Raw genomic sequence first — 19,891 nt, forward strand, 5'->3', positions numbered from 1 at the left:
CTCCACAGGGCTGCCATCACCGCCCCGCGCGCGCTCGGCCCCGGTGGTCTGTCCCGTGAGCGCCGGCCTGGAAGTCCGTGACGTGCACCCCGCCCGGGGCGGTGAGTGCTATTACCGGTAGTTGACGAATTGCAGGGCGATGCCGAAGTCCTCGCCCTTGAGCAGCGAGATCACGGCCTGCAGGTCGTCGCGCTTCTTGCTGCTGACGCGCAGCTCGTCGCCCTGGATCTGGGCCTTGACGCCCTTGGGGCCCTCGTCGCGGATCTTCTTGGAGATCTTCTTCGCGTGTTCGGCGTCGATGCCCTGCACCAGCGAGCCGGTGATCTTGTAGGTCTTGCCCGACACCACCGGCTCGCCGGCATCGAACGCCTTGAGCGAGATATCGCGGCGGATCAGCTTCTCCTTGAACACCTCGAGTGCGGCCTTGACCCGCTCCTCGGCCTCGGCGCTGATCACGATCTTGTCCTCACCGGACCATTCGATCGCGGCACCGGTGCCGCGGAAGTCGTAGCGGGTGTTCAGCTCCTTCTCCGCCTGATGCAACGCGTTGTCGACCTCCTGGCGATCGACCTTGCTGACGACATCGAAAGACGAATCGGCCACACTGCGCTCCTGTCCTGACGGTCCGGCGTTCGAGGTTCGCGCCGGATGGTTCGCCGCACCCACCTAGTTCTACCCGGCCGAACGAGATTAGTCCCCGGACGCGGTCTGTGTCGCCGTCGGCACGAACGAGCCGGTCTCACCATGCCGCTGTACAGCCGGTTTGCATTCCGGGTGTGGGTTCGTTGTATTCTGCTCTGCGCGCCGAGAAGCGCGACGGCAGGTTGCCCGAGCGGCCAATGGGAGCAGACTGTAAATCTGTCGGTGAAAGCCTACGTAGGTTCGAATCCTACACCTGCCACCGAGAACCCCCGTGGATCGAAATGATCCGCGGGGGTTCTTCCGTTTCCGGGTCACTCCGTTCTCCGCTCCACGGCCCGCCGGGTCTGCGAGATCGGAAATACCGGCTCTGACCAGCCGGTTTGGTGCATAGACGGGTGAGTGTGTAACCTCGTTCAAGACTTCGAAGCGCCGGGGTCACGGAAGTTGGGTCACGGTGCGTAAGAGGTCATGCCCCCTTAGCTCAGTCGGCAGAGCGTTTCCATGGTAAGGAAAAGGTCAACGGTTCGATTCCGTTAGGGGGCTCGCCGGATTGCCGGTGGTGACCGACTCGGCATCGCTCCCCGCTCGGAGGGGCTGGGCACGGCACCGCAGGCAATGCGACTCGTGGCGGTGTAGCTCAGTCGGTAGAGCAAACGACTCATAATCGTTGTGTCGCCGGTTCAAGTCCGGCCATCGCTACCACAACCGATCAAGCCCAGTTCCGGAAAGAAGGCATATCGTGGCCGCGAAGTCCACCGATGTCCGGCCAAAGATCACCTTGGCCTGCGAGCAGTGCAAGCACCGCAACTACATCACCAAGAAGAACCGGCGTAACGACCCGGACCGCTTGGAGCTGAAGAAGTTCTGCCCGAACTGCGGCACGCACCGGGCGCACCGCGAGTCCCGCTGAGCCAACCACGCGTGTAGCTACCGCGTGCATCGGCGCCGGGACATCGCTTCCGGCACCAGCCGGAACACAACCGCCGTGATACAAGCATCGGGCCGGACCTCGCGTCCGGCCCGACTGCGTTTGCACGGTGCATCTGGCCAGCGGTGGTCAACGCTCCACCGACTCCGCCTACGGGGTCAGATAGGTACAGTCCTCCCGTGACAATGAACACCGGTACAGACGAAGCGGTCGCGACGGGCGAAAGTTTCGACCCCGCCGAACACGCGGCAGCCATGGTCGGTCACCACTACCGCGTCGACGACTACTACGAGGTCGGCCGCGAAAAGGTCCGCGAATACGCCCGCGCCGTGCAGGACTACCACCCGGTGCACTGGGAGGAAGACGTCGCGCAGGAGTACGGCTACGACGGCCTGCTCGCGCCGCTGACCTTCATCTCCCTGGTCGGCATCCTGGCCCAGCGCAAGCTGTTCGAAGAGGTCGTCACCGGCTACGACCTGAGCCAGATCATGCAGACCGACCAGATCCTGGAATTCCACCGGCCGATCAAGGTCGGCGACCAGCTGACCTGCGACGTCTACCTGCACTCGTTCCGGCAGGCCTTCGGCGGCGACATCATCGTCACCAAGAACATCGTCACCGATCAGCGCGACGAGCTGGTGCTCACCACCTACACCACGCTCATCGGCCGCAGCGGCGGCGATATCGACCCGAACCTGGCCGGTGCGGTCCGCAACGTGCTCATGCACGGCCTCGGCGAGGAAACCCCGCAGCAGCACCCCCGCACGATGCCCACGCCGACTCCCGCCCCGGTGCCGACCGCTCCCGAGGTCGCGCCGAGCAAGCACGCCATCGCCTTCGACTCGATCAGCGCGGGCGACGAGCTGCCCCCGCGCACCGTCCGGCTGACCCGCGGCGACCTGGTCAACTACGCGGGCGTGTCCGGTGACGCCAACCCCATCCACTGGAGTGACGAAGTCGTCAAACTCGTCGGCCTGGACAACGTCGTCGCGCACGGCATGCTGACCATGGGCCTCGGCGGCGGATTCGTCACCTCCTGGCTCGGCGATCCCGGCGCGGTCAAGGAATACAACGTCCGCTTCACCAGCCCGGTGTACGTGGGCGTGGACGAACCGGCCGAGGTCGAGTTCACCGGCAAGGTGAAATCGGTCGATCCCGAGACCAAGACCGCGGTCGTCGCCATCGTCGCGAAGTCGGCCGGTCGCAAGATCTTCGGGCGCGCGACCGCCACCGTCCAGCTGTCCTGACCTGGTTCGTGGGGCCGGATTGGCTAATGCCACCGGTCTTCACGTACACTCGGGTTTCTGGGGTCACCAGCCGATGCGCGCTGCTCTGCAAGGCTGGTTCCAGGCGGCCCGGAGCGCAGCTCCGGAACCACCGCTGACGGGGCCGGCAACTGCCGGAGCGGCGCGCGTGTTGTGTGACACCAGCGAACAACTGAATACAGCACATGTGGCTGGGCATCAGCACCACCGTCCAGCCGAAGGGGCGTAGCTCAATTGGCAGAGCAGCGGTCTCCAAAACCGCAGGTTGCAGGTTCAAGTCCTGTCGCCCCTGCCCTGGATGCCAGCGATGAGAGAGGGTTCTGACGTGACTGACGAGCGGGACACTCGCGACGACGGCGATGGCACCGCCGCAGCGAGTCGGCCGAGCGGCAAGCGGTCCGCCCGGCGGGCCCGCACCGGTTCGTCGTCCTCGTCGGCCGATAACGGCGCGGTCGCCACGATCGACCGCCCGCGCAAGGCAGCCAAGACCTCCGATCGGGCCGAACGCAAGAAGTCGGGCAATCCGTTCAAGCGTTTGATCAAGTTCCTGCGTGAGGTTATCGCGGAACTGCGCAAGGTGATCTGGCCCAACCGGAAGCAGATGGTCACCTATACGAGCGTTGTTCTGGTGTTCGTGGTCTTCATGGTCGCGTTCATCAGCGGGTTGGATGTGGCGTTCGTCAAGGGTGTCGACTGGCTGTTCGGCTGAGCAGTACGACGCCGACGCCGGCAGCCGATCCCGGGGGCGGGCGGGAGCGTTCCGCCATGCCCGGCCCGGCACGCAGAGGATTTACGTGACGACACAGGAAGCGAGTGCCCCAGTGAGCACCCCGGAGAACGACACAAACGACGAGTTCCCGGTCGACGACGCGGTGGCCGAGTCGGCCGCCGACTCCGTCGAGGAATCCGCCGACGAGTCCGTGGCCGTCGACGAATCCGCGCCCGCTGACGAGGCCGCCGCTGCCGAACAGGCTCCCATCGACGAGGCTCCGGCCGATCCGGTGGAGGAGATGAAGGCCGCGCTGCGTCGCGCGCCCGGCGAGTGGTACGTCATCCACTCCTACGCGGGCTACGAGAACAAGGTCAAGGCCAACCTCGAGACCCGTGTGCAGAACCTCGACCTCGAGGACTACATCTTCCAGGTGGAAGTGCCCACCGAAGAGGTCACCGAGATCAAGAACGGCCAGCGCAAGAACGTCAACCGCAAGGTGCTGCCCGGCTACATCCTGGTCCGGATGGAACTGAACGACGAGTCCTGGGGCGCGGTGCGCAACACCCCCGGCGTCACCGGCTTCGTCGGCGCGACCTCCCGGCCTTCGCCGCTCACCATCAACGACGTGGTGAAGTTCCTGGTGCCCGCCTCGCAGCAGAAGAAGGCCCCGGCCGCCGCGGCCGCTGCCGCCTCCGCCACTCAGGAAGCCGCCAGCGAGGCCGTCGCCAAGCCGGTCATCGAGGTCGATTTCGAGGTCGGCGAGTCGGTCACCGTCATGGACGGTCCGTTCGCGACGCTGCCCGCCAGCATTTCCGAGGTCAACGCCGAACAGCAGAAGCTCAAGGTGCTGGTGTCGATCTTCGGCCGTGAAACCCCCGTCGAGCTGGCATTCACCCAGGTCGCGAAGATTTGATCGTGGGGCGGGCCACCCGCCCCGCTCGATCAGCCGCACAGGCGATCCCGGTAAGGTGTCAGGGTTCGCCGGGTGCGCCCGGCTGCGGGTGCACACCCGCGCAAGGCTTACGGCAACCGTAAGGAACCGAAACCAAGGAAGAAAGATGCCCCCCAAGAAGAAGAAGCTCGCCGGGATCATCAAGCTGCAGATCCAGGCCGGCCAGGCGAACCCGGCCCCTCCGGTCGGCCCCGCGCTCGGTCAGCACGGCGTCAACATCATGGAGTTCTGCAAGGCGTACAACGCCGCGACCGAGTCGCAGCGTGGCAACGTCATTCCGGTCGAGATCTCGGTGTACGAGGACCGGACCTTCGACTTCAAGCTGAAGACCCCGCCCGCCGCCAAGCTGCTGCTCAAGGCCGCAGGCGTGCAGAAGGGTTCGGCTGAGCCGCACCGCAACAAGGTCGCCACCGTGACCATGGACCAGGTGCGCGAGATCGCCAAGACCAAGCAGGAAGACCTGAACGCCAACGACATCGAGCAGGCCGCGAAGATCATCGCCGGTACCGCTCGTTCGATGGGCATCACGGTCGAGGGCTGAGCGTCAGCGCCGGAGGCGGCAGCGCAGCGTAACCACGCAGGCGTAGCGAAGCCCTCCATCAGGCACCGGGGCTGAGCGCTCTAACTGCACAGGTGGGAGGGCCGGCCAGGCCCGATCAACCACTTCTGAACCACAGCTAAGGACAGAGAAAACATGGCAAAACGAAGCAAGGCGTACCTCGCCGCGGCCGAGAAGGTCGATCGCACCAAGCTCTACTCCCCGCTGGCCGCCGCGCGGCTGGCCAAGGAGACCGCCACCACCAAGACCGACGCGACCGTCGAGGTCGCCGTTCGTCTCGGTGTGGATCCCCGTAAGGCCGACCAGATGGTCCGCGGCACCGTCAACCTGCCGCACGGCACCGGTAAGACCGCCCGCGTCATCGTGTTCGCGGCCGGCGAGAAGGCCGCCGAGGCCGAGGCCGCCGGTGCGGACGCCGTGGGCGCCGAGGATCTGATCGAGCGGATCCAGGGCGGCTGGCTGGACTTCGACGCCGCGATCGCCACCCCGGACCAGATGGCCAAGGTCGGCCGCATCGCGCGTGTCCTCGGCCCGCGCGGCCTGATGCCGAACCCGAAGACGGGCACGGTCACCACCGATGTGACCAAGGCCGTCAACGACATCAAGGGCGGCAAGATCAACTTCCGCGTCGACAAGCAGGCCAACCTGCACTTCGTCATCGGCAAGGCGTCCTTCGACGATGCCAAGCTGGTGGAGAACTACGGCGCCGCGCTGGACGAGATCCTGCGTGTGAAGCCGTCGACCGCCAAGGGCCGCTACGTCAAGAAGGTGACGGTCTCGACGAACACCGGACCGGGCATCCCGGTAGACCCGAACCGCACCCGCAACCTCCTCGACGAGGACGCGTAAGCAGCACCTGAGCTCCACCGAAACGGCGGGAACGCGATCTGCGTTCCCGCCGTTTCGGCGTTCACGGCTCACATCGCCCTGGTTCGGCAGCGCGCCGGGCGCCGACCGGTTCTGCGTTTGCGGGGATGCTGAGAGACAATGAGGGCGTGAGTGACGGACTCGGCACAAGGATCAGACATCGGCTCGGTGCGCCGAACGATGTCGCGGCACCGGGCGGCTGCTAGTTCGATGTCGGATCAGCAAGAACCGGACCGGCGGTCCCCGAAGGTTGTTCCGCTCCCGCGACGCCCGCGGCGAGTGGCAGAACCGACGCCTGCGAAACAGTGGCGTCCGGAGTACGGCACCGTCTACGACCCGGCCCCGACCAGGCCGGTGATGCGGTCGGAGTTGGAGCGCGAAACCGGTTCGTGGCCGGTCGGCGCCGCGACGACCTGGGGGACGACGACATCGGCCGACTCGCACGGCACCGACCGGGACGGGAGTGTCGTCGATCTCGACGAACTGCGCCGCAAGCGCGCCGGTGACGATGCCGCCGCCGGCCGCCGCCTGCCCAAACCCCGCCGGATCGGTGACGGTGGAAGCGACCGGAGCCGCGATGACGGCTCCGATTCCCCGCCTGCCGAAACCCGTGCCGGACGGCATCGTAAGTAGCCGACGCCGGTCACCCAGTCGTTCCCCGATCGGCCGGGTCGCCACGGTAGGCCTCGACGGTCTAATCCACGGGGTCCGATTCGGGTTTCCCGCGCCAGCCGAGCAGCACCGAATCCCCGTCCTGCACACCCCAGGGCAGGAAGATCGCGACGATCACCGCACAGCCCACCACCGCACCCGTGGCCACCAGCGACGCCGCATGTGAACCTTCCAGGCAGGCCGCCTTCATCGCGGTGATGATGTTCTCGCGCTGCGATTCGAAGAACGGTGCCAGTTCCCGCTTACGCATTTCCAGCACGCTCAAGGGTGTCGCCTTCGCGAAGTCCTTCTCGTTGTCCGACATCAGCGTCCCCGGCACCCGGTCGATCAGCGGCGCGACCTTCGTCGTGTAGTACGAGGCGACGATCGAGCCCAGTACGGCCACACCGAGGGTGCCGCCGAATTCACGGGTGGTGTCGTTGACCGCCGAGCCTGCGCCCGCCTCGTTCAACGGCAGCGACGACATGATCGATTCGGTGGCGGGTCCCTGCACGATCGCCAGGCCGAGTGCCATCGACACCATCGACGGCAGCACATCGGTGAGATACGCGCTGTCGACGCTCACCTGACCGCCGAGATAGAGGCCGAGCCCGGTCAGCAGCAGACCGAACACGATGACCGGGGTGGTGCCGAGCCGCTGCGCGAGCAGGGTGGCGACGGGCGCCCCGACCGCGACCGAGAACGCGAAAGGCAAAGAAGCGATACCGAATTCGAGCGGCGTATATTCCCGGACTCCTTGGAAATACTGGGTGATCAGGAACAGGAAACCGAACATCGAGAAGTAGCCGACCGCGATGGCCAAGGCGGGCAGCGAGAACCGGCGGTTACGGAACAGGCGCATATCCAGAATCGGTGCGCGGGTGCGCAATTCCCAGCCGATGAACGCGGCCAGCAGCGCGAGACCTGCCGCGCCCGCCGTGAGCGTCGTCGCCGAGAGCCAGCCGTAGTGCGGCGCCTCGATGATCGCCCACACCAGCAGGGTGATGCCGGCGATGGACAGGGCGATACCGACGAGGTCGAGCCTGCCGACCTCCGACGACCGGGATTCCGGCACCCACAACACGGTGGCGATCAGGGCCACCAGCGCCACCGGCACGTTGATCCAGAAGACCGAATGCCAGGAGAAATGCTCGAGCAGCCAGCCGCCGGAGATCGGCCCGATCGCGATGGCGAAGCCGGCCATGGCGGTCCAGGCCGCGATGGCGAGGGCGCGTTCCCTTCGGTCGGTGAAGATATTGATGACCAGCGCCAACGTCGCCGGGAACACCGCGGCGGCGAACACACCCATGGCGGCGCGGGCGGCGATGACGCCGTCGAGCGAGGTGGACAGCGCACCGGCCACCGACATCGCGCCGACGCCTGCCAGGCCGATCATCATCACCCGGCGCCGCCCGTAGCGGTCGCCGAGATTGCCGAAGGCCAGCAGCAGGCCGGCGAAGGTGAGGGTGTAGGCGTCGACCACCCATTGCAGGCCGCTGACGCCGGTGGACAGTTCGACGCCGATGGACGGCAGGGCCACGTTGACGATGGTGTTGTCGAGCACGACCAGCAGTTCGGCCAGGCAGATGACCGCGAGCGCGAGGAATCGGTGCGCGCGTCGTTCCAGCAGCACCGGTGGAGCGACTAGTGAGGTTGTCATGCCGAGCAGGGTATGCAGTAACAGTTACTTGAAGTAACACTTAATGTCAGCGATCTCGATCACTCTGGACATCAAATGTGATGCAAGACACTCGAAATGACCTTTTCGAGGACTGGAAGAACCCCGTTTTGCCAGATGGGAGACCTACCGGTACTCTGAAGCGAAGTTATCGACGTGTTCGATCGCTACCCAATCCGTTCTACCGAAGACCGTTGGTCGCCGTTCCCGCATGGGTTCGGTCGAAGGTCCGGCAGCAGCCGGCGGCCCACGCAGGGAGAGCCGAGGCAGGTACTCGACACGGGCCCCGGCTCGTATCGTATGTCCTATTGCGCCCCGGAACGCTCTGCGTCCGGGGCGTTTGTTGTATCGCCACCTCAGGTCGGTAGTTCGGGTCCGAACCGACATCAGAGAGGAGGCGAAGTATGGCAAAACCCGAGAAGGTCACCGCGGTCGCGGAGATCGCTGAGCAGTTCAAGAGCTCGACGGCCACCGTCGTCACGGAATACCGTGGCCTGTCCGTTGGTGCCCTCACCGAACTGCGCCGCGCGCTCGGTGCCGACGCCACGTACTCCGTCGCCAAGAACACCCTGGTCAAGCGGGCTGCCGCCGAGGCCGGTGTCGAGGGCCTGGACGACTTGTTCGTCGGACCGACCGCTATCGCCTTCATCCAGGGCGAGCCGGTCAACGCGGCGAAGGCGCTCAAGACCTTCGCCAAGGACCACAAGGCGCTGGTCATCAAGGGCGGCTACATGGACGGCAACGCGCTGTCCGTGTCCGAGGTCGAGAAGATCGCCGACCTGGAAACCCGCGAGGTGCTGCTGGCCAAGCTGGCCGGTGCGCTGAAGGGCAACCTGGCCAAGGCTGCAGGCCTGTTCAACGCTCCCGCGTCGCAGGTGGCCCGCCTGGCCGCCGCGCTCGAGGACAAGAAGCGGGCCGAAGGCGCCGAATAAGCGCCACCAACCCCCGGGCGATTCTCGTCCGACCCAGACATCATCTACCGAAAGGAAACAACAATGGCCAACGTTGACGAACTGCTCGAGACCTTCGGCAACATGACCCTGCTCGAGCTGTCGGACTTCGTCAAGAAGTTCGAGGAGAAGTTCGAGGTCACCGCTGCCGCTCCGGTCGCCGTCGCCGCCGTCGGTGGCGCCGCTGCCGGTGGTGCCGCCGAGGCCGCCGAAGAGCAGGACGAGTTCGACGTCATCCTCGAGGGTGCCGGCGACAAGAAGATCCAGGTCATCAAGGTGGTCCGCGAGATCGTCTCCGGCCTGGGCCTGAAGGAAGCCAAGGACCTGGTCGAGGGTGCCCCGAAGCCGATCCTGGAGAAGGTCGCCAAGGACGCCGCCGACGCCGCCAAGGAGAAGCTGGAAGCGGCCGGCGCCTCGGTCTCGGTCAAGTAATTTCCGAGCGAAACGCCGTAACGGGCGGTCCCTTTTCGAGGGGCCGCCCGTTCGTGTTTTCCGGCCGCGTATCAGGGCCGGGCGAATAACGGGACCGTGCGAGGGTTACTCTTCGGTCAGGTTGGGGTGTGCGACGACATGCCCATGCGATAGAGTGACCGAACCCACTGTGACGTGACACACCGCGAGGTCGAGCGCGCGGTTCGCCGGTGGGGCGGCTCGCTGAGAAATGTGGAGGTTGGCGTGGGCGTCGAGGTCAGGACCGAAGGCATTACCAAGTCCTTTGGTTCCCAGCGGATTTGGCAGGACGTATCGATCACCCTGCCCGCCGGGGAGGTCAGTGCGCTGCTCGGTCCCTCCGGTACCGGTAAGTCGGTCTTCCTGAAGTCGCTGATCGGTCTGCTGCGCCCCGAGCGCGGCTCGATCTACATCGACGGCACCGATATCACCACCTGCTCCAACAAGGAGCTCTACGAGATCCGCAAGCTGTTCGGCGTCCTGTTCCAGGACGGCGCGCTGTTCGGCTCCATGCATCTGTTCGACAACGTCGCCTTCCCGTTGCGTGAGCACACGAAGAAGTCGGAGTCGGAGATCAAGAAGATCGTCATGGAGAAGATGGAGATGGTGGGTCTCCTCGGCGCGGAGTTCAAGCTCCCCGGCGAAATCTCCGGCGGTATGCGCAAACGCGCCGGCCTGGCCCGCGCGCTGGTGCTCGACCCGCAGATCATCCTGGTCGACGAGCCGGACTCCGGTCTGGACCCGGTCCGCACCACCTACCTGAGCCAGCTGCTCATCGACATCAACGCCCAGATCGACGCCACGATCCTGATCGTGACCCACAACATCAACCTGGCCCGCACCGTGCCCGACAACATCGGCATGCTGTTCCGTCGTCAGCTGGTGATGTTCGGTCCCCGCGAGGTGCTGCTCACCTCCGACGAGCCGGTGGTCAAGCAGTTCCTCAACGGCCGGATGATCGGCCCGATCGGTATGTCGGAGGAAAAGGACGAGGCGCAGATGGCCCGCGAGCAGGCCATGGTCGACGCCGGTCACCACCACGGCGGCGCCGAGGAGATCGAGGGCATCATCCCGCAGATGAAGGCCACCCCCGGTATGCCGGTGCGCCAGGCGGTGCACCGCCGCAAGCAGCGGGTGCGCGAGATCATGCACACCCTGCCGCACGCCGCGCAGGTCGCCATCCAGCAGTCGCTCGACGAGAACGACGACACCCAGGTGATGTCCTACGACACCGCCCAGCTGTCGCAGGGCGGCCCGTACGACTCCACTGTGCCGCACCAGCAGATGCCGAACAGGTAAGACCACACCCCCTCGGATACCGCGCCGGAATACCGGCGCGGTATTCGTCTTTTCGAGGCCGGGTGGCCGATAAAGACCGCGACACGGCAGTTATGCGCGACTGCCGCAAGGTGTAACGCAGGTAACATCGGCCACCGTGAACCCAACGCTCGCGCGTTTACGGACTCCGGTCGAGTCCGGGTTCGCTCAGGCCGGAAAGATCTTCGCGCTGTTCCTCGATGTGGCGCGCAAGGTTTTTCGCCGGCCCTTCCAATGGCGGGAGTTCATCGAGCAATCCTGGTTCATCGCCAGCGTGTCGATCCTGCCGAGCGCCCTGGTGGCGATTCCGTTCGGCGCGGTCGTGGCATTGCAGACCGGTTCGCTGATCAAACAGCTCGGCGCCGAATCGTTCACCGGCGCGACCAGTGTGCTCGCGACCGTGCAGCAGGCGGCGCCGGTGGTGACGGCGTTGATCATCGCGGGCGCGGCCGGTTCCGCGGTGGCCGCCGACCTCGGCTCACGCACCATTCGCGAGGAGATCGACGCGCTGGAGGTACTCGGCGTCGATCCGGTGCAGAAGCTGGTCGTACCGCGCGTGCTCGGCATGATGCTGGTGGCGCTGCTGCTCAACGGACTGGTGTCGGTGGTCGGCATCGCCGGGGGCTATTTCTTCAATGTCCTGTTGCAGGGCGGAACACCGGGCGCCTATCTCGCGTCGTTCTCGGCGCTGGCCCAGCTGCCCGATCTGTGGATCGGTGAGATCAAAGCGGCCGTTTTCGGGCTGATCGCCGGCGTTATCGCCGCGTACAAGGGGCTGCATCCGAGCGGGGGGCCGAAAGGAGTCGGCGACGCGGTGAACCAATCAGTGGTGATCACGTTCCTGGTGCTTTTCTTCGTGAACCTGGTCCTGACCTTGATCTATTTGCAGATTGTTCCCGCAAAGGGCTCCTGAGACGGTGGCTGTCCGCTACCGCAATCCCGCCTTCGCGAAAACGGCCCGCCGGGCCGGGGATATCGCACGTGCGCCGCTGAACGTCATCGATCGCGCCGGCGAGCAGATGTCGTTCTACTCGAGGGCGATCGCCTGGATTCCGCGCACCGCGGTGCATTACCGCAAGGAGGTCATGCGGCTGCTGGCCGAGGTGACCTTCGGCAGCGGTGCGCTCGCGGTGATCGGCGGGACGATCGGCGTCATCGTGTTCATGTCGGGGTCGGTCGGCGTGGTGGTCGGGTTGCAGGGTTTCAAGGCGCTCGATTCGCTCGGCAGTTCGGTGCTCACCGGTTTTCTCACCGCCTATATCAACACCAGGGAAATCGCGCCGCTGGTGGCGGCGCTGGCCTTGTCGGCGACGGTGGGCTGCGGCTTCACCGCGCAATTGGGTGCCATGCGCATTTCCGAGGAGATCGACGCGCTGGAAGTGATGGCGGTGCCCGGTGTGCCGTTTCTGGTGACGACCAGGGTGATCGCCGGATTCCTCGCGGTCATCCCGCTCTATATCGTCGGCCTGCTCGGCACTTTTCTGGCCTCGCGGATGATCAGTATCTGGTTCAACGGCCAATCCAGCGGCTCCTATGACCACTATTTCGGGCTGTTCCTGCCACCGGAGGACGTGCTGTATTCGTTCCTCAAGGTGCTGGTGTTCGCCTTCGTGATCATCATGGTGCACTGCTATTACGGTTTTCACGCCACCGGAGGACCTGCCGGGGTCGGGGTGGCGGTGGGCCGGGCGGTGCGGGCGGCGATCGTGCTGGTCAATGTGCTGGATTTCTTTCTGAGCCTGGCGATCTGGGGCACCACGACGACCGTGCGGGTGGCCGGATGAGCAGCCGGGTGCAGTGGTGGCGGTCGACGGCCAAGGTGCGCAATCGGCTGCTCGGCATCGCCTTCTTCGTGGTGGTCGGGCTGTTCCTGTGGACGACGGTGGCCATCTACAACAAGACCTTCGTGAACTCGGTCGACGTCCGGTTGATCACCGACAGCGTCGGCAATGCGCTGACCAAGAACGCCGATGTGAAGGCGCGCGGCGTCACCGTCGGCGAGGTGCGTTCCAGCCGCGCCGAGGGCGGTCAGGTGACCCTCGAACTCGCGATCGATCCGGAGCGCGCCGAGCAGATCCCGGTGAATTCCACCGCGCGGCTGCTGCCCAAGACGTTGTTCGGCGAACGCTATGTGGATCTGCTGATTCCGCAGGATCCCAGCCCGCAGCACCTGACGTCCGGGGTGACGCTGCATCAGGACGCCAGTGGCAATGCCATCGAGGTGAGCAAACTGCTCGACGATCTGCTGCCGCTGTTGCAGGCGATTCCGCCGCAGGATCTGGCGGCCACCCTCGGCGCGCTCTCGCAGGCGCTGGCCGGGCAGGGGGAGGAGCTCGGTGCGACGCTGGACCGGCTCGACGTCATCCTCACCGACGTCAACGCGGTGCTGCCCGAATTGCGCGAGGGGCTGCGCAGTCTCGCTGAAACCGCCATCACATATGCCGATGCCGCACCGCAGCTCATCGACGCGCTGGACAAACTGCGCACCACCAACGCGACCATCGTGCAGCGACGCACCGATATCGACGTCCTGCTGGCCACCCTGACGCCCACCTCCGCCGCGACCGCCGATTTCCTGATCGCCAACCACGACAACGTCATCGATGTGGCCGCCGACGCCCGTCCGGCGCTGGAACTGCTGGCCACCTATTCGCCGACCTACGCCTGCGCGCTGGCCAACTTCGCCAAGATGCGCCCGCGCATCGACGAGATCATGGGCATGGGCACCGACCGGCCCGGCTCCCGGGTGACGATCGAGCTGGTCAACACCCGCGGCCGCTACCTGCCCAATCAGGATGAACCGCGCTGGCTCGACACCCGCGGCCCGGCCTGCTTCCCGGAGTTCCCGCTGGGTGTGGATGCCGGGCAATATCCGGGCGGGCCCAATAACGACGGCTCCTTTCAGCCGCCCAGTCGCAATCCCGGCGATCAGCAGATCGGCGCCATGCAACCACCCCAGTTCGGGGTGTTTCCCGCGGGCAACACGCCGACCATCGCGGGTTCGCCGGGGGAGCAGCACGCGCTCGGTGCGATCTACGGTGCCGCGCAAGGTGTTTCGCCGGAGCAGGTACCGGGCTGGGTGACCAGGATCGCCGCACCGGCCTTTCGCGGGAGCGAGGTGAGTGTGCGATGAAGGCGCAACTGCGCGGTCTGGGCGGGCCGCTCATCAAGCTCGCGATCTTCGTGGTGGTGACGTTGTTCGCGACGGTGATGCTCGGGCTGTCGATCGCGAACTACACCGGCGGCGGAACCATGTTCAAGGCCCGCTTCACCGACGTCACCTCGCTCAATCCGGGTGATGAGATCCGTATCGCCGGTGTCCGCGTCGGCAAGGTGACCGGGATTTCGATCGTGGACCGCCGGGTGGCCGAGGTGAAATTCGAACTCACCGACCGCGAGTGGCTGCCCGCCTCGGTGACGGCCACCATCCGCTTCCGCAATCTGGTCGGGCAGCGCTACATCGAATTGGAGCGCGGGCCCGGTGAACAGGGCCGGAAAATCAACGAGGGCGCGACGATTCCGCTGGAGCGCACCCGGCCCGCGCTGAATCTGACCACCCTGTTCGACGGGTTCCGGCCGCTGTTTCGGACCTTGCAGCCCGAGGACGTCAACAAGCTGTCCTACGAGATCATTCAGGTCTTCCAGGGTGAGCAGGGCACCATCGCCGATCTGGTGGCCAGCACCGCGAATCTCACCAACAAGATCGCCGACAAGGACGCGGTGATCGGGGAGCTGGTTCGCGATCTGACCGAGGTGCTCGACACCATCAATGCCCGCGAGGACCAGTTCGATCAGCTCGTGGTCAATACCGCGGCGCTGGTGGACGGACTCGCCGCGCAGCGCGACACCATCGGCCGCGCGGTCACCTCCCTCGGCGACGTCGCCACCGCCACCTCCGAGCTGCTGGTGCCGACCAGGCCGTCGCTGCAAGGCACCATCGCCGGCATCAACCAGCTCACCGGGGTGATCAACGAACGCCGCGACGAAGTGGATCAGGCGCTGGCGACGCTGCCGATCAAGATGGAAAAGCTCGGCCGCGTGGGCAGTTACGGCTCGTGGTTCCAGTTCTATCTGTGCGGCATCGACATCGTCGCGGGCCCGGGCGCCCCGGATGCGCCTCAGCTGAACCTGCCCGCGGGGCTGCCGACGATCAACCAGCCGCTCTACACCAATGCCGCACCGCGCTGCCATGGGGAAGGAGGCCGCTGATGGACGACCGGGTTCTGCTCGGCAAACGCAGCCCCGCCTTCATCGGCGTGCTCGGGCTGGTGATGGTGCTGCTGGTGACGATGTCGGCGTTCTTCCTGGACCGGCTGCCGATCATCGGGGCAGGCATCTCCTACTCGGCCGAATTCTCGGAGGCGGCAGGGCTCGATCGCGGCGACGAAGTGCGCGTCGCCGGGGTGAAGGTGGGCTCGGTGTCGGGAGTGCGGCTCGACGGCGACCGAGTGGTGGTGGATTTCCGCACCAGGGACACCTGGATCGGTGACGAGACCACGGCGTCCATCCAGATCAAGACCCTGCTCGGGCAGAAGTACCTGGCGCTGGATCCGCAGGGTTCGCGGGTGGCCGACCCCAGCGAGCGGATCCCGTTGTCGCGCACCGTCTCCCCGTACGACGTCATCGACGCCTTCAGCGACGCCGCCCGCACCCTCGACGAGATCGACACCACCCAGCTGGCCACCTCCATGCGGGTGCTCTCCGACGCCTTCGCCGCCACCCCGCCGCACATCCGCAGCGCGATCAACGGGGTGACCCGGCTGTCGAACACGGTGGCCAAACGCGATGACGAACTGCGCAAACTGTTCGCCGCGACCAAGAAGACCACCCAGGTGCTTGCCGACCGTAATGCCGAATTCGAGCGGCTGCTGACCTCGGGCGGGCAGCTGTTCGCCGAACTCAATATCCGTCAGCAGGCCATCTCGCAGTTGCTGGCCGGCGCGCAGACCGTGTCCACCGAGCTGAGTGCGCTGGTGGCCGACAACGAGAAACAGATCGGGCCCGCACTGACCAATTTGCAGGCCGCGATCGATCTGCTCAACGCGAATCAGGCCAACATCACCAAGACCCTCGAGCTGGCGGCGCCGTTCTACGGGCTGTACGCGAATGTGCTAGGCACCGGACGCTGGTTCGACGCGGTGATCGTCAACATCACCCCGCCCGGCCTCCCGGAGATCCCCGGTTACCGGCCGCCGGTGCGCACGCTGGGAGGCAACTGATGGCGTTGCGGCGTGGCGGCAAGATCGCGATCACGTTGGTCGCGGTGATCGCGCTGGTGCTGGCCGGTGCGCTGTGGTGGGTGTTCGACCGGCTCAATACCACCACGATCACCGCCTATTTCGATCGGTCGGTCGGCATCTACGAGGGTTCCGATGTGCGGATCCTCGGGGTGCCGGTGGGGTCGGTGGATTCGGTGGAACCGCTGGGCGATCAGGTGAAGATCGTGATGAGGGTCGACCGCTCGTACGACGTCCCTGCCGACGCGCGCGCCGCCCAGATCACGCCCTCGATCGTCTCGGACCGTTTCATCCAGCTCACCCCCGTCTATCGCGGCGGCCCGAAAATGGGGCGCACCGCCACGATTCCGCGTGAGCGCACCGCCACACCGGTCGAGGTCGACCAGCTCTACCGCAGCATCACCGAACTGTCGGAAGCGCTCGGCCCGGACGGCGCCAACGCCGACGGCGCGCTGGACGCACTGGTGCAGACCACCGCGCAGAACCTCGCGGGCAACGGCGCCGCGATCGCCGACGGCATCACCGAACTGTCGGCGGCCGCGCGCACGCTGTCGGATTCGCGCGGCGACATCTTCGACACCGTGAAGAATCTGCAAGCGTTCATCACCATGCTCGCCCGCAACGACCAGCAGGTGCGCCAGTTCAATACCCAGCTCGCCGACCTATCGTCATTCCTGGCGGGTGAACGGCAGAATCTCGGCAACGCGCTGGAACTGTTGTCCATCGCGCTCGGTGATGTCGCCCGGTTCATCGACGCCAACCGGCAGCTGATTCAGGGCAATGCCGATTCGCTCATCACCCTCACCCAGACCCTCGCCGACCGGCGCGACGCGCTGGCCGAGGCGTTGCCGGTGCTGCCGGTGGCGCTGAGCAACCTCATCAATATACACAACGGTGAATCCGGCACGCTGGATATGCGCGCCAATTTCACCGATCTGCAAGACCCGTTCGGCGCGATGTGCCGGATGCTCGACCTGAGCAAACTGATGCCCGGCGACCCGAAGTTCGAGGCGCTCGGCAAGCAGATGCGTCCGCTGCTCGAACGCTGCAAGCACATCACCGACCAGATCACCGCCGCCGTCAAGACACCGACGCTGATCCTGCCGTTCGGCATTCTCAGCGCCGAGAACCAGCAGCGCGCCCCCGTACCCGGGACCGTGCCCGGCACGCCGTCGAACCGGCTGCCGCCCTCGCAGGGAGGCCCGAAATGATGCGGCGGATGGTGGTCGCGGCGGCCGCGATGCTGTCCGGGCTGCTGGTGGGTTCGTGCTCGTCGGACGGTATCTACAGCATTCCGCTGCCCGGCGGCGCCGACGTCGGATCGGACCCGATGCACATCGATATCCGCTTCGACGACGTGCTGGATCTGGTGCCGCAATCGGCGGTGAAGGTCGAGGGCGTGCCGGTCGGACGGGTGGAGGACATCAGCCTCGCCGAGGACGGCTGGACCGCGAATGTCTCCACGGTGGTGAACTCCTCGGTCGACCTGCCCGCGAACGCGCTGGCCGAAGTCCGGCAATCGAATCTGCTGGGGGAGAAGTTCATCGAACTGTCCGCGCCCGAGGGCGACGATGCGGGGCCCAGACTCACCGACGGCGCGGTGATCCCGTTGACCAACACCCGGCACGCCACCGAGGTGGAGCAGGTACTCGGCGCACTGTCACTGCTGCTCAACGGCGGTGGGGTGGCGCAATTGCAGCCGATCGTCAGCGAGTTGAACAAGGCGCTCGGCGGCCGCGAGGACCGGGTGCGAGCGGTACTGGAACAAGCGAACACCCTGATCGGCGGGCTCGAGGAACAGGTCGACGACATCACCAGGGCACTCGACGGACTGGAGACGCTGAGCAACCGGGTCGCGGCGCAGACCCGCCAACTCGATCAGATTCTCGACGAACTGCCCGAAGGCATCCGGATCCTGGAAGAACAGCGGCCCCAGCTGATCGCGCTGCTGGCCCAGCTGGACCGGGTCGGGCGGGCCGGATTCGACGTCATCGATACGGCCAAAGACGATCTCATCCGCGATCTGCGCGCATTGCGGCCCGCGCTGCAAGAACTCGGGCGCGCCGCCCCCGATCTGGTGACCGCGCTGCCGCTGGTGCCGACCTATCCGTTCCCGGATTCGACGCTCGAGGGCACCTTCGGCGGACAGGTCAACACCTGGCTGTCGGTGGACCAGCAGATCGGCGTCACCCTGAGCAACCTCGGCGTCGGCAAACCCGATCCGGTGTACATCCCGCCGGTCGGGCCGCCGGTCAACGTCGATCCGTCCAATCCGTACTACGGCGGCAACGGGCCGCGCCCCGGCTGGCCGACGGTGTCGCTGTTCCCGCTGCCGCCGACGATGGCCGTCGTGCCGGTTCCGGGACAGCCGGGTGTGCCGGGGTTGCCGCCGCAGCTCGGGCCGCTGCTCGAACCGTTCGGAGGTGGTCCGCGATGACGCGCATGGTGCGGTGGCAACTGGTCGCTTTCGCGATCATCGCGGTGCTCGGCGTCGTCTACGTCGGCGCCCGCTATATCCGGCTCGACCACATGCTCGGCTTCGGCCAGTACGAGGTGCTGCTGCGCAATGAGCACACCGGCGGCGCCTACACCGGCGCAGAGGTCACCTATCGCGGAGTGCCGGTGGGCCGGGTCGGCGGCGTGGACCTCACCGACGACGGGGTGCTGATCAGGCTGGTGATCGATTCGAGCTCGCCCAAGATCCCGGCGTCGGCGCGCGCGGTGGTGGCCAACCGGTCGGCGATCGGCGAGCAATATGTGGACCTGCAACCGGACACCGTGGGCGAACCGTATCTGCGGGACGGGTCGATCATCGACGCGGTGACCACGCCGGTGCCGGTGGAGGAGCTGATCGGCAGCGTCGACACCCTGGCGAGCACCGTCGACCTGACCGCGCTGAGCACCACCGTCACCGAACTGGGCCGCGCACTCGACGGCAAGGGCGGCGACCTGCGCGCGCTGCTCGAATCCCTGAACACCTTCACCGAGAGCTTCCGCGAGGCACTGCCGCAGACGGTGCAGCTCATACGTGACGGCCGGGTCGCGCTCGGCACCCAGGCCGCCCAATCGGATGCGATCCGCGAATTCAGCGCCGGACTCGATCAGCTCGCCGCTCAATTGCGGACCAGCGATCCCGCGGTGCGCAGGCTGATCGGCACCGGCACCGACGCCGGAGAACAGATCGGCGCGCTGCTCGACGAGAGCGGCGCCGCGCTGACCACCGACCTGGCTAACCTGCGGGTACTGCTGCTGGCGATCTCGCCGAAGTTCTACGCACTCAAACCGCTGCTGCAAATGCTGCCGCAGCTCTCGATCGGCGCCTCGGCCACCGCGCCCGGCGACGGCACCAGCCACTTCGGGCTCGTCCTGGAAACCAACAACCCGCCCGCCTGCACCGTCGGCTACGAGGGCACCAAGGCCATCCTCGACCAGATGAAGGCGCAGAACCCCGACTTCGACGACACCCGCGACGAGTTCCCCTTCAATACCGAGGCCCACTGCGCGGTGCCCTTCGGCAACCCCACCGCCGTCCGCGGCGGCGAACGCGCCGACCTCGCCGACCCGCTCATCACCCAGCCCTGGGACGACAACCCCAAGGTCGACCCCGACAAGCTCAACCTCACCCCCATCGCCGTCCAGATCTCCACCCTGCTGGGAGTGACCCCGAAACGCTGACCCGATAC

20 protein-coding genes and 4 tRNA genes are annotated in these 19,891 nt (G+C 66.2%); 22 read left to right on the forward strand and 2 right to left on the reverse strand.

The window, feature by feature from the left end; genetic code table 11:
• Positions 1-111: 111 nt before the first annotated feature.
• Entirely contained in the window at positions 112-603 is a 492-nt protein-coding gene (locus FEK34_RS21445; RefSeq protein ID WP_014353107.1) for a YajQ family cyclic di-GMP-binding protein, read from the reverse strand.
• A gap of 215 nt (positions 604-818) precedes the next feature.
• On the opposite strand from FEK34_RS21445, the gene FEK34_RS21450 reads away from it, so the two are divergent.
• The 11 genes from FEK34_RS21450 (at position 819) to FEK34_RS21500 (ending at position 6,558) form a co-directional block, all read left to right on the forward strand.
• A tRNA-Tyr gene (locus tag FEK34_RS21450) sits at positions 819-901 on the forward strand.
• Positions 902-1,112: 211 nt separating this feature from the next.
• Positions 1,113-1,185 (forward strand) — tRNA-Thr (locus tag FEK34_RS21455).
• An 83-nt stretch (positions 1,186-1,268) separates the two neighbouring features.
• Positions 1,269-1,344, forward strand: a tRNA-Met gene (locus tag FEK34_RS21460).
• A gap of 37 nt (positions 1,345-1,381) precedes the next feature.
• The gene (rpmG, locus tag FEK34_RS21465) at positions 1,382-1,552 is read left to right on the forward strand and encodes a 50S ribosomal protein L33 (protein ID WP_011211653.1); all 171 of its coding nucleotides are present in this window, start codon (positions 1,382-1,384) and stop codon (positions 1,550-1,552) included.
• Between the two features lie 203 nt (positions 1,553-1,755).
• Positions 1,756-2,817: a fused (3R)-hydroxyacyl-ACP dehydratase subunits HadA/HadB gene (locus tag FEK34_RS21470; protein ID WP_138450570.1), complete on the forward strand. Its 1,062-nt coding sequence runs from the start codon at positions 1,756-1,758 to the stop codon at positions 2,815-2,817.
• 237 nt (positions 2,818-3,054) lie between these two features.
• Positions 3,055-3,127 (forward strand) — tRNA-Trp (locus FEK34_RS21475).
• A 6-nt stretch (positions 3,128-3,133) separates the two neighbouring features.
• A complete protein-coding gene (secE, locus tag FEK34_RS21480) occupies positions 3,134-3,544 on the forward strand; it encodes a preprotein translocase subunit SecE (protein WP_432760974.1) in 411 nt (136 codons plus the stop codon).
• Between the two features lie 112 nt (positions 3,545-3,656).
• A complete protein-coding gene (gene nusG, locus FEK34_RS21485; protein WP_138450572.1) occupies positions 3,657-4,460 on the forward strand; it encodes a transcription termination/antitermination protein NusG in 804 nt (267 codons plus the stop codon).
• A gap of 145 nt (positions 4,461-4,605) precedes the next feature.
• Entirely contained in the window at positions 4,606-5,040 is a 435-nt protein-coding gene (rplK, locus tag FEK34_RS21490) for a 50S ribosomal protein L11 (RefSeq protein WP_014353103.1), read from the forward strand.
• Between the two features lie 153 nt (positions 5,041-5,193).
• On the forward strand, positions 5,194-5,907 hold the full coding sequence (gene rplA, locus FEK34_RS21495; RefSeq protein WP_036540481.1) for a 50S ribosomal protein L1: 714 nt from the start codon (positions 5,194-5,196) through the stop codon (positions 5,905-5,907).
• Between the two features lie 297 nt (positions 5,908-6,204).
• Positions 6,205-6,558, forward strand: coding sequence for a hypothetical protein (locus FEK34_RS21500; RefSeq protein ID WP_138450340.1), 354 nt, complete (start codon positions 6,205-6,207; stop codon positions 6,556-6,558).
• 61 nt (positions 6,559-6,619) lie between these two features.
• Here FEK34_RS21500 and FEK34_RS21505 read toward each other — a convergent pair whose 3' ends face one another.
• Positions 6,620-8,236 carry an MFS transporter gene (locus tag FEK34_RS21505; RefSeq protein WP_138450342.1) on the reverse strand — a complete coding sequence of 539 codons (1,617 nt, stop codon included), beginning with the start codon at positions 8,234-8,236 and terminating at the stop codon, positions 6,620-6,622.
• A gap of 422 nt (positions 8,237-8,658) precedes the next feature.
• On the opposite strand from FEK34_RS21505, the gene rplJ reads away from it, so the two are divergent.
• The 11 genes from rplJ to FEK34_RS21560 all read left to right on the forward strand — a co-directional run bounded on the left by rplJ (position 8,659) and on the right by FEK34_RS21560 (position 19,883).
• Complete coding sequence (rplJ, locus tag FEK34_RS21510) at positions 8,659-9,186, forward strand: 50S ribosomal protein L10 (protein WP_014353098.1); 528 nt, start codon at positions 8,659-8,661, stop codon at positions 9,184-9,186.
• Positions 9,187-9,249: 63 nt separating this feature from the next.
• Positions 9,250-9,636: a 50S ribosomal protein L7/L12 gene (gene rplL / locus FEK34_RS21515; RefSeq protein ID WP_138450344.1), complete on the forward strand. Its 387-nt coding sequence runs from the start codon at positions 9,250-9,252 to the stop codon at positions 9,634-9,636.
• 243 nt (positions 9,637-9,879) lie between these two features.
• The gene (locus tag FEK34_RS21520; protein WP_138450346.1) at positions 9,880-10,953 is read left to right on the forward strand and encodes an ABC transporter ATP-binding protein; all 1,074 of its coding nucleotides are present in this window, start codon (positions 9,880-9,882) and stop codon (positions 10,951-10,953) included.
• A 136-nt stretch (positions 10,954-11,089) separates the two neighbouring features.
• A complete protein-coding gene (locus tag FEK34_RS21525; RefSeq protein WP_036540477.1) occupies positions 11,090-11,884 on the forward strand; it encodes an MlaE family ABC transporter permease in 795 nt (264 codons plus the stop codon).
• A 106-nt stretch (positions 11,885-11,990) separates the two neighbouring features.
• Entirely contained in the window at positions 11,991-12,755 is a 765-nt protein-coding gene (locus tag FEK34_RS21530) for an ABC transporter permease (protein ID WP_373365079.1), read from the forward strand.
• The gene (locus FEK34_RS21535) at positions 12,752-14,104 is read left to right on the forward strand and encodes an MCE family protein (RefSeq protein ID WP_138450348.1); all 1,353 of its coding nucleotides are present in this window, start codon (positions 12,752-12,754) and stop codon (positions 14,102-14,104) included. The genes FEK34_RS21530 and FEK34_RS21535 overlap by 4 nt, the downstream gene beginning before the upstream one ends.
• A complete protein-coding gene (locus FEK34_RS21540) occupies positions 14,101-15,180 on the forward strand; it encodes an MCE family protein (protein ID WP_171048323.1) in 1,080 nt (359 codons plus the stop codon). The genes FEK34_RS21535 and FEK34_RS21540 overlap by 4 nt, the downstream gene beginning before the upstream one ends.
• Positions 15,180-16,190: an MCE family protein gene (locus tag FEK34_RS21545; RefSeq protein WP_171048324.1), complete on the forward strand. Its 1,011-nt coding sequence runs from the start codon at positions 15,180-15,182 to the stop codon at positions 16,188-16,190. Before FEK34_RS21540 ends, FEK34_RS21545 begins: the two co-directional genes overlap by 1 nt.
• Entirely contained in the window at positions 16,190-17,419 is a 1,230-nt protein-coding gene (locus FEK34_RS21550; RefSeq protein ID WP_138450350.1) for an MCE family protein, read from the forward strand. The genes FEK34_RS21545 and FEK34_RS21550 overlap by 1 nt, the downstream gene beginning before the upstream one ends.
• Positions 17,416-18,645 (forward strand): MCE family protein, encoded by a 1,230-nt coding sequence (locus tag FEK34_RS21555; protein ID WP_138450352.1) that lies wholly within the window; start codon positions 17,416-17,418, stop codon positions 18,643-18,645. Before FEK34_RS21550 ends, FEK34_RS21555 begins: the two co-directional genes overlap by 4 nt.
• A complete protein-coding gene (locus FEK34_RS21560; protein WP_138450354.1) occupies positions 18,642-19,883 on the forward strand; it encodes an MCE family protein in 1,242 nt (413 codons plus the stop codon). The genes FEK34_RS21555 and FEK34_RS21560 overlap by 4 nt, the downstream gene beginning before the upstream one ends.
• The last annotated feature ends 8 nt before the right edge of the window (positions 19,884-19,891 follow it).

Source organism: Nocardia cyriacigeorgica, from assembly GCF_005863245.1.
Lineage (GTDB): Bacteria > Actinomycetota > Actinomycetes > Mycobacteriales > Mycobacteriaceae > Nocardia > Nocardia cyriacigeorgica_C.

What these genes read in the sequence shown, in the direction of transcription:
- rplA (WP_036540481.1), top strand. Translation starts at nt 5,194, where the DNA reads ATGGCAAAACGAAGCAAGGCGTACCTCGCCGCGGCCGAGAAGGTCGAT.
- FEK34_RS21505 (WP_138450342.1), bottom strand. Translation starts at nt 8,236, where the DNA reads ATGACAACCTCACTAGTCGCTCCACCGGTGCTGCTGGAACGACGCGCG.
- rplJ (WP_014353098.1), top strand. Translation starts at nt 8,659, where the DNA reads ATGGCAAAACCCGAGAAGGTCACCGCGGTCGCGGAGATCGCTGAGCAG.
- FEK34_RS21555 (WP_138450352.1), top strand. Translation starts at nt 17,416, where the DNA reads ATGATGCGGCGGATGGTGGTCGCGGCGGCCGCGATGCTGTCCGGGCTG.
- FEK34_RS21550 (WP_138450350.1), top strand. Translation starts at nt 16,190, where the DNA reads ATGGCGTTGCGGCGTGGCGGCAAGATCGCGATCACGTTGGTCGCGGTG.
- secE (WP_432760974.1), top strand. Translation starts at nt 3,134, where the DNA reads ATGCCAGCGATGAGAGAGGGTTCTGACGTGACTGACGAGCGGGACACT.
- rplL (WP_138450344.1), top strand. Translation starts at nt 9,250, where the DNA reads ATGGCCAACGTTGACGAACTGCTCGAGACCTTCGGCAACATGACCCTG.
- rplK (WP_014353103.1), top strand. Translation starts at nt 4,606, where the DNA reads ATGCCCCCCAAGAAGAAGAAGCTCGCCGGGATCATCAAGCTGCAGATC.
- FEK34_RS21470 (WP_138450570.1), top strand. Translation starts at nt 1,756, where the DNA reads ATGAACACCGGTACAGACGAAGCGGTCGCGACGGGCGAAAGTTTCGAC.
- FEK34_RS21535 (WP_138450348.1), top strand. Translation starts at nt 12,752, where the DNA reads ATGAGCAGCCGGGTGCAGTGGTGGCGGTCGACGGCCAAGGTGCGCAAT.
- FEK34_RS21560 (WP_138450354.1), top strand. Translation starts at nt 18,642, where the DNA reads ATGACGCGCATGGTGCGGTGGCAACTGGTCGCTTTCGCGATCATCGCG.
- FEK34_RS21545 (WP_171048324.1), top strand. Translation starts at nt 15,180, where the DNA reads ATGGACGACCGGGTTCTGCTCGGCAAACGCAGCCCCGCCTTCATCGGC.
- FEK34_RS21530 (WP_373365079.1), top strand. Translation starts at nt 11,991, where the DNA reads ATGTCGTTCTACTCGAGGGCGATCGCCTGGATTCCGCGCACCGCGGTG.
- FEK34_RS21540 (WP_171048323.1), top strand. Translation starts at nt 14,101, where the DNA reads ATGAAGGCGCAACTGCGCGGTCTGGGCGGGCCGCTCATCAAGCTCGCG.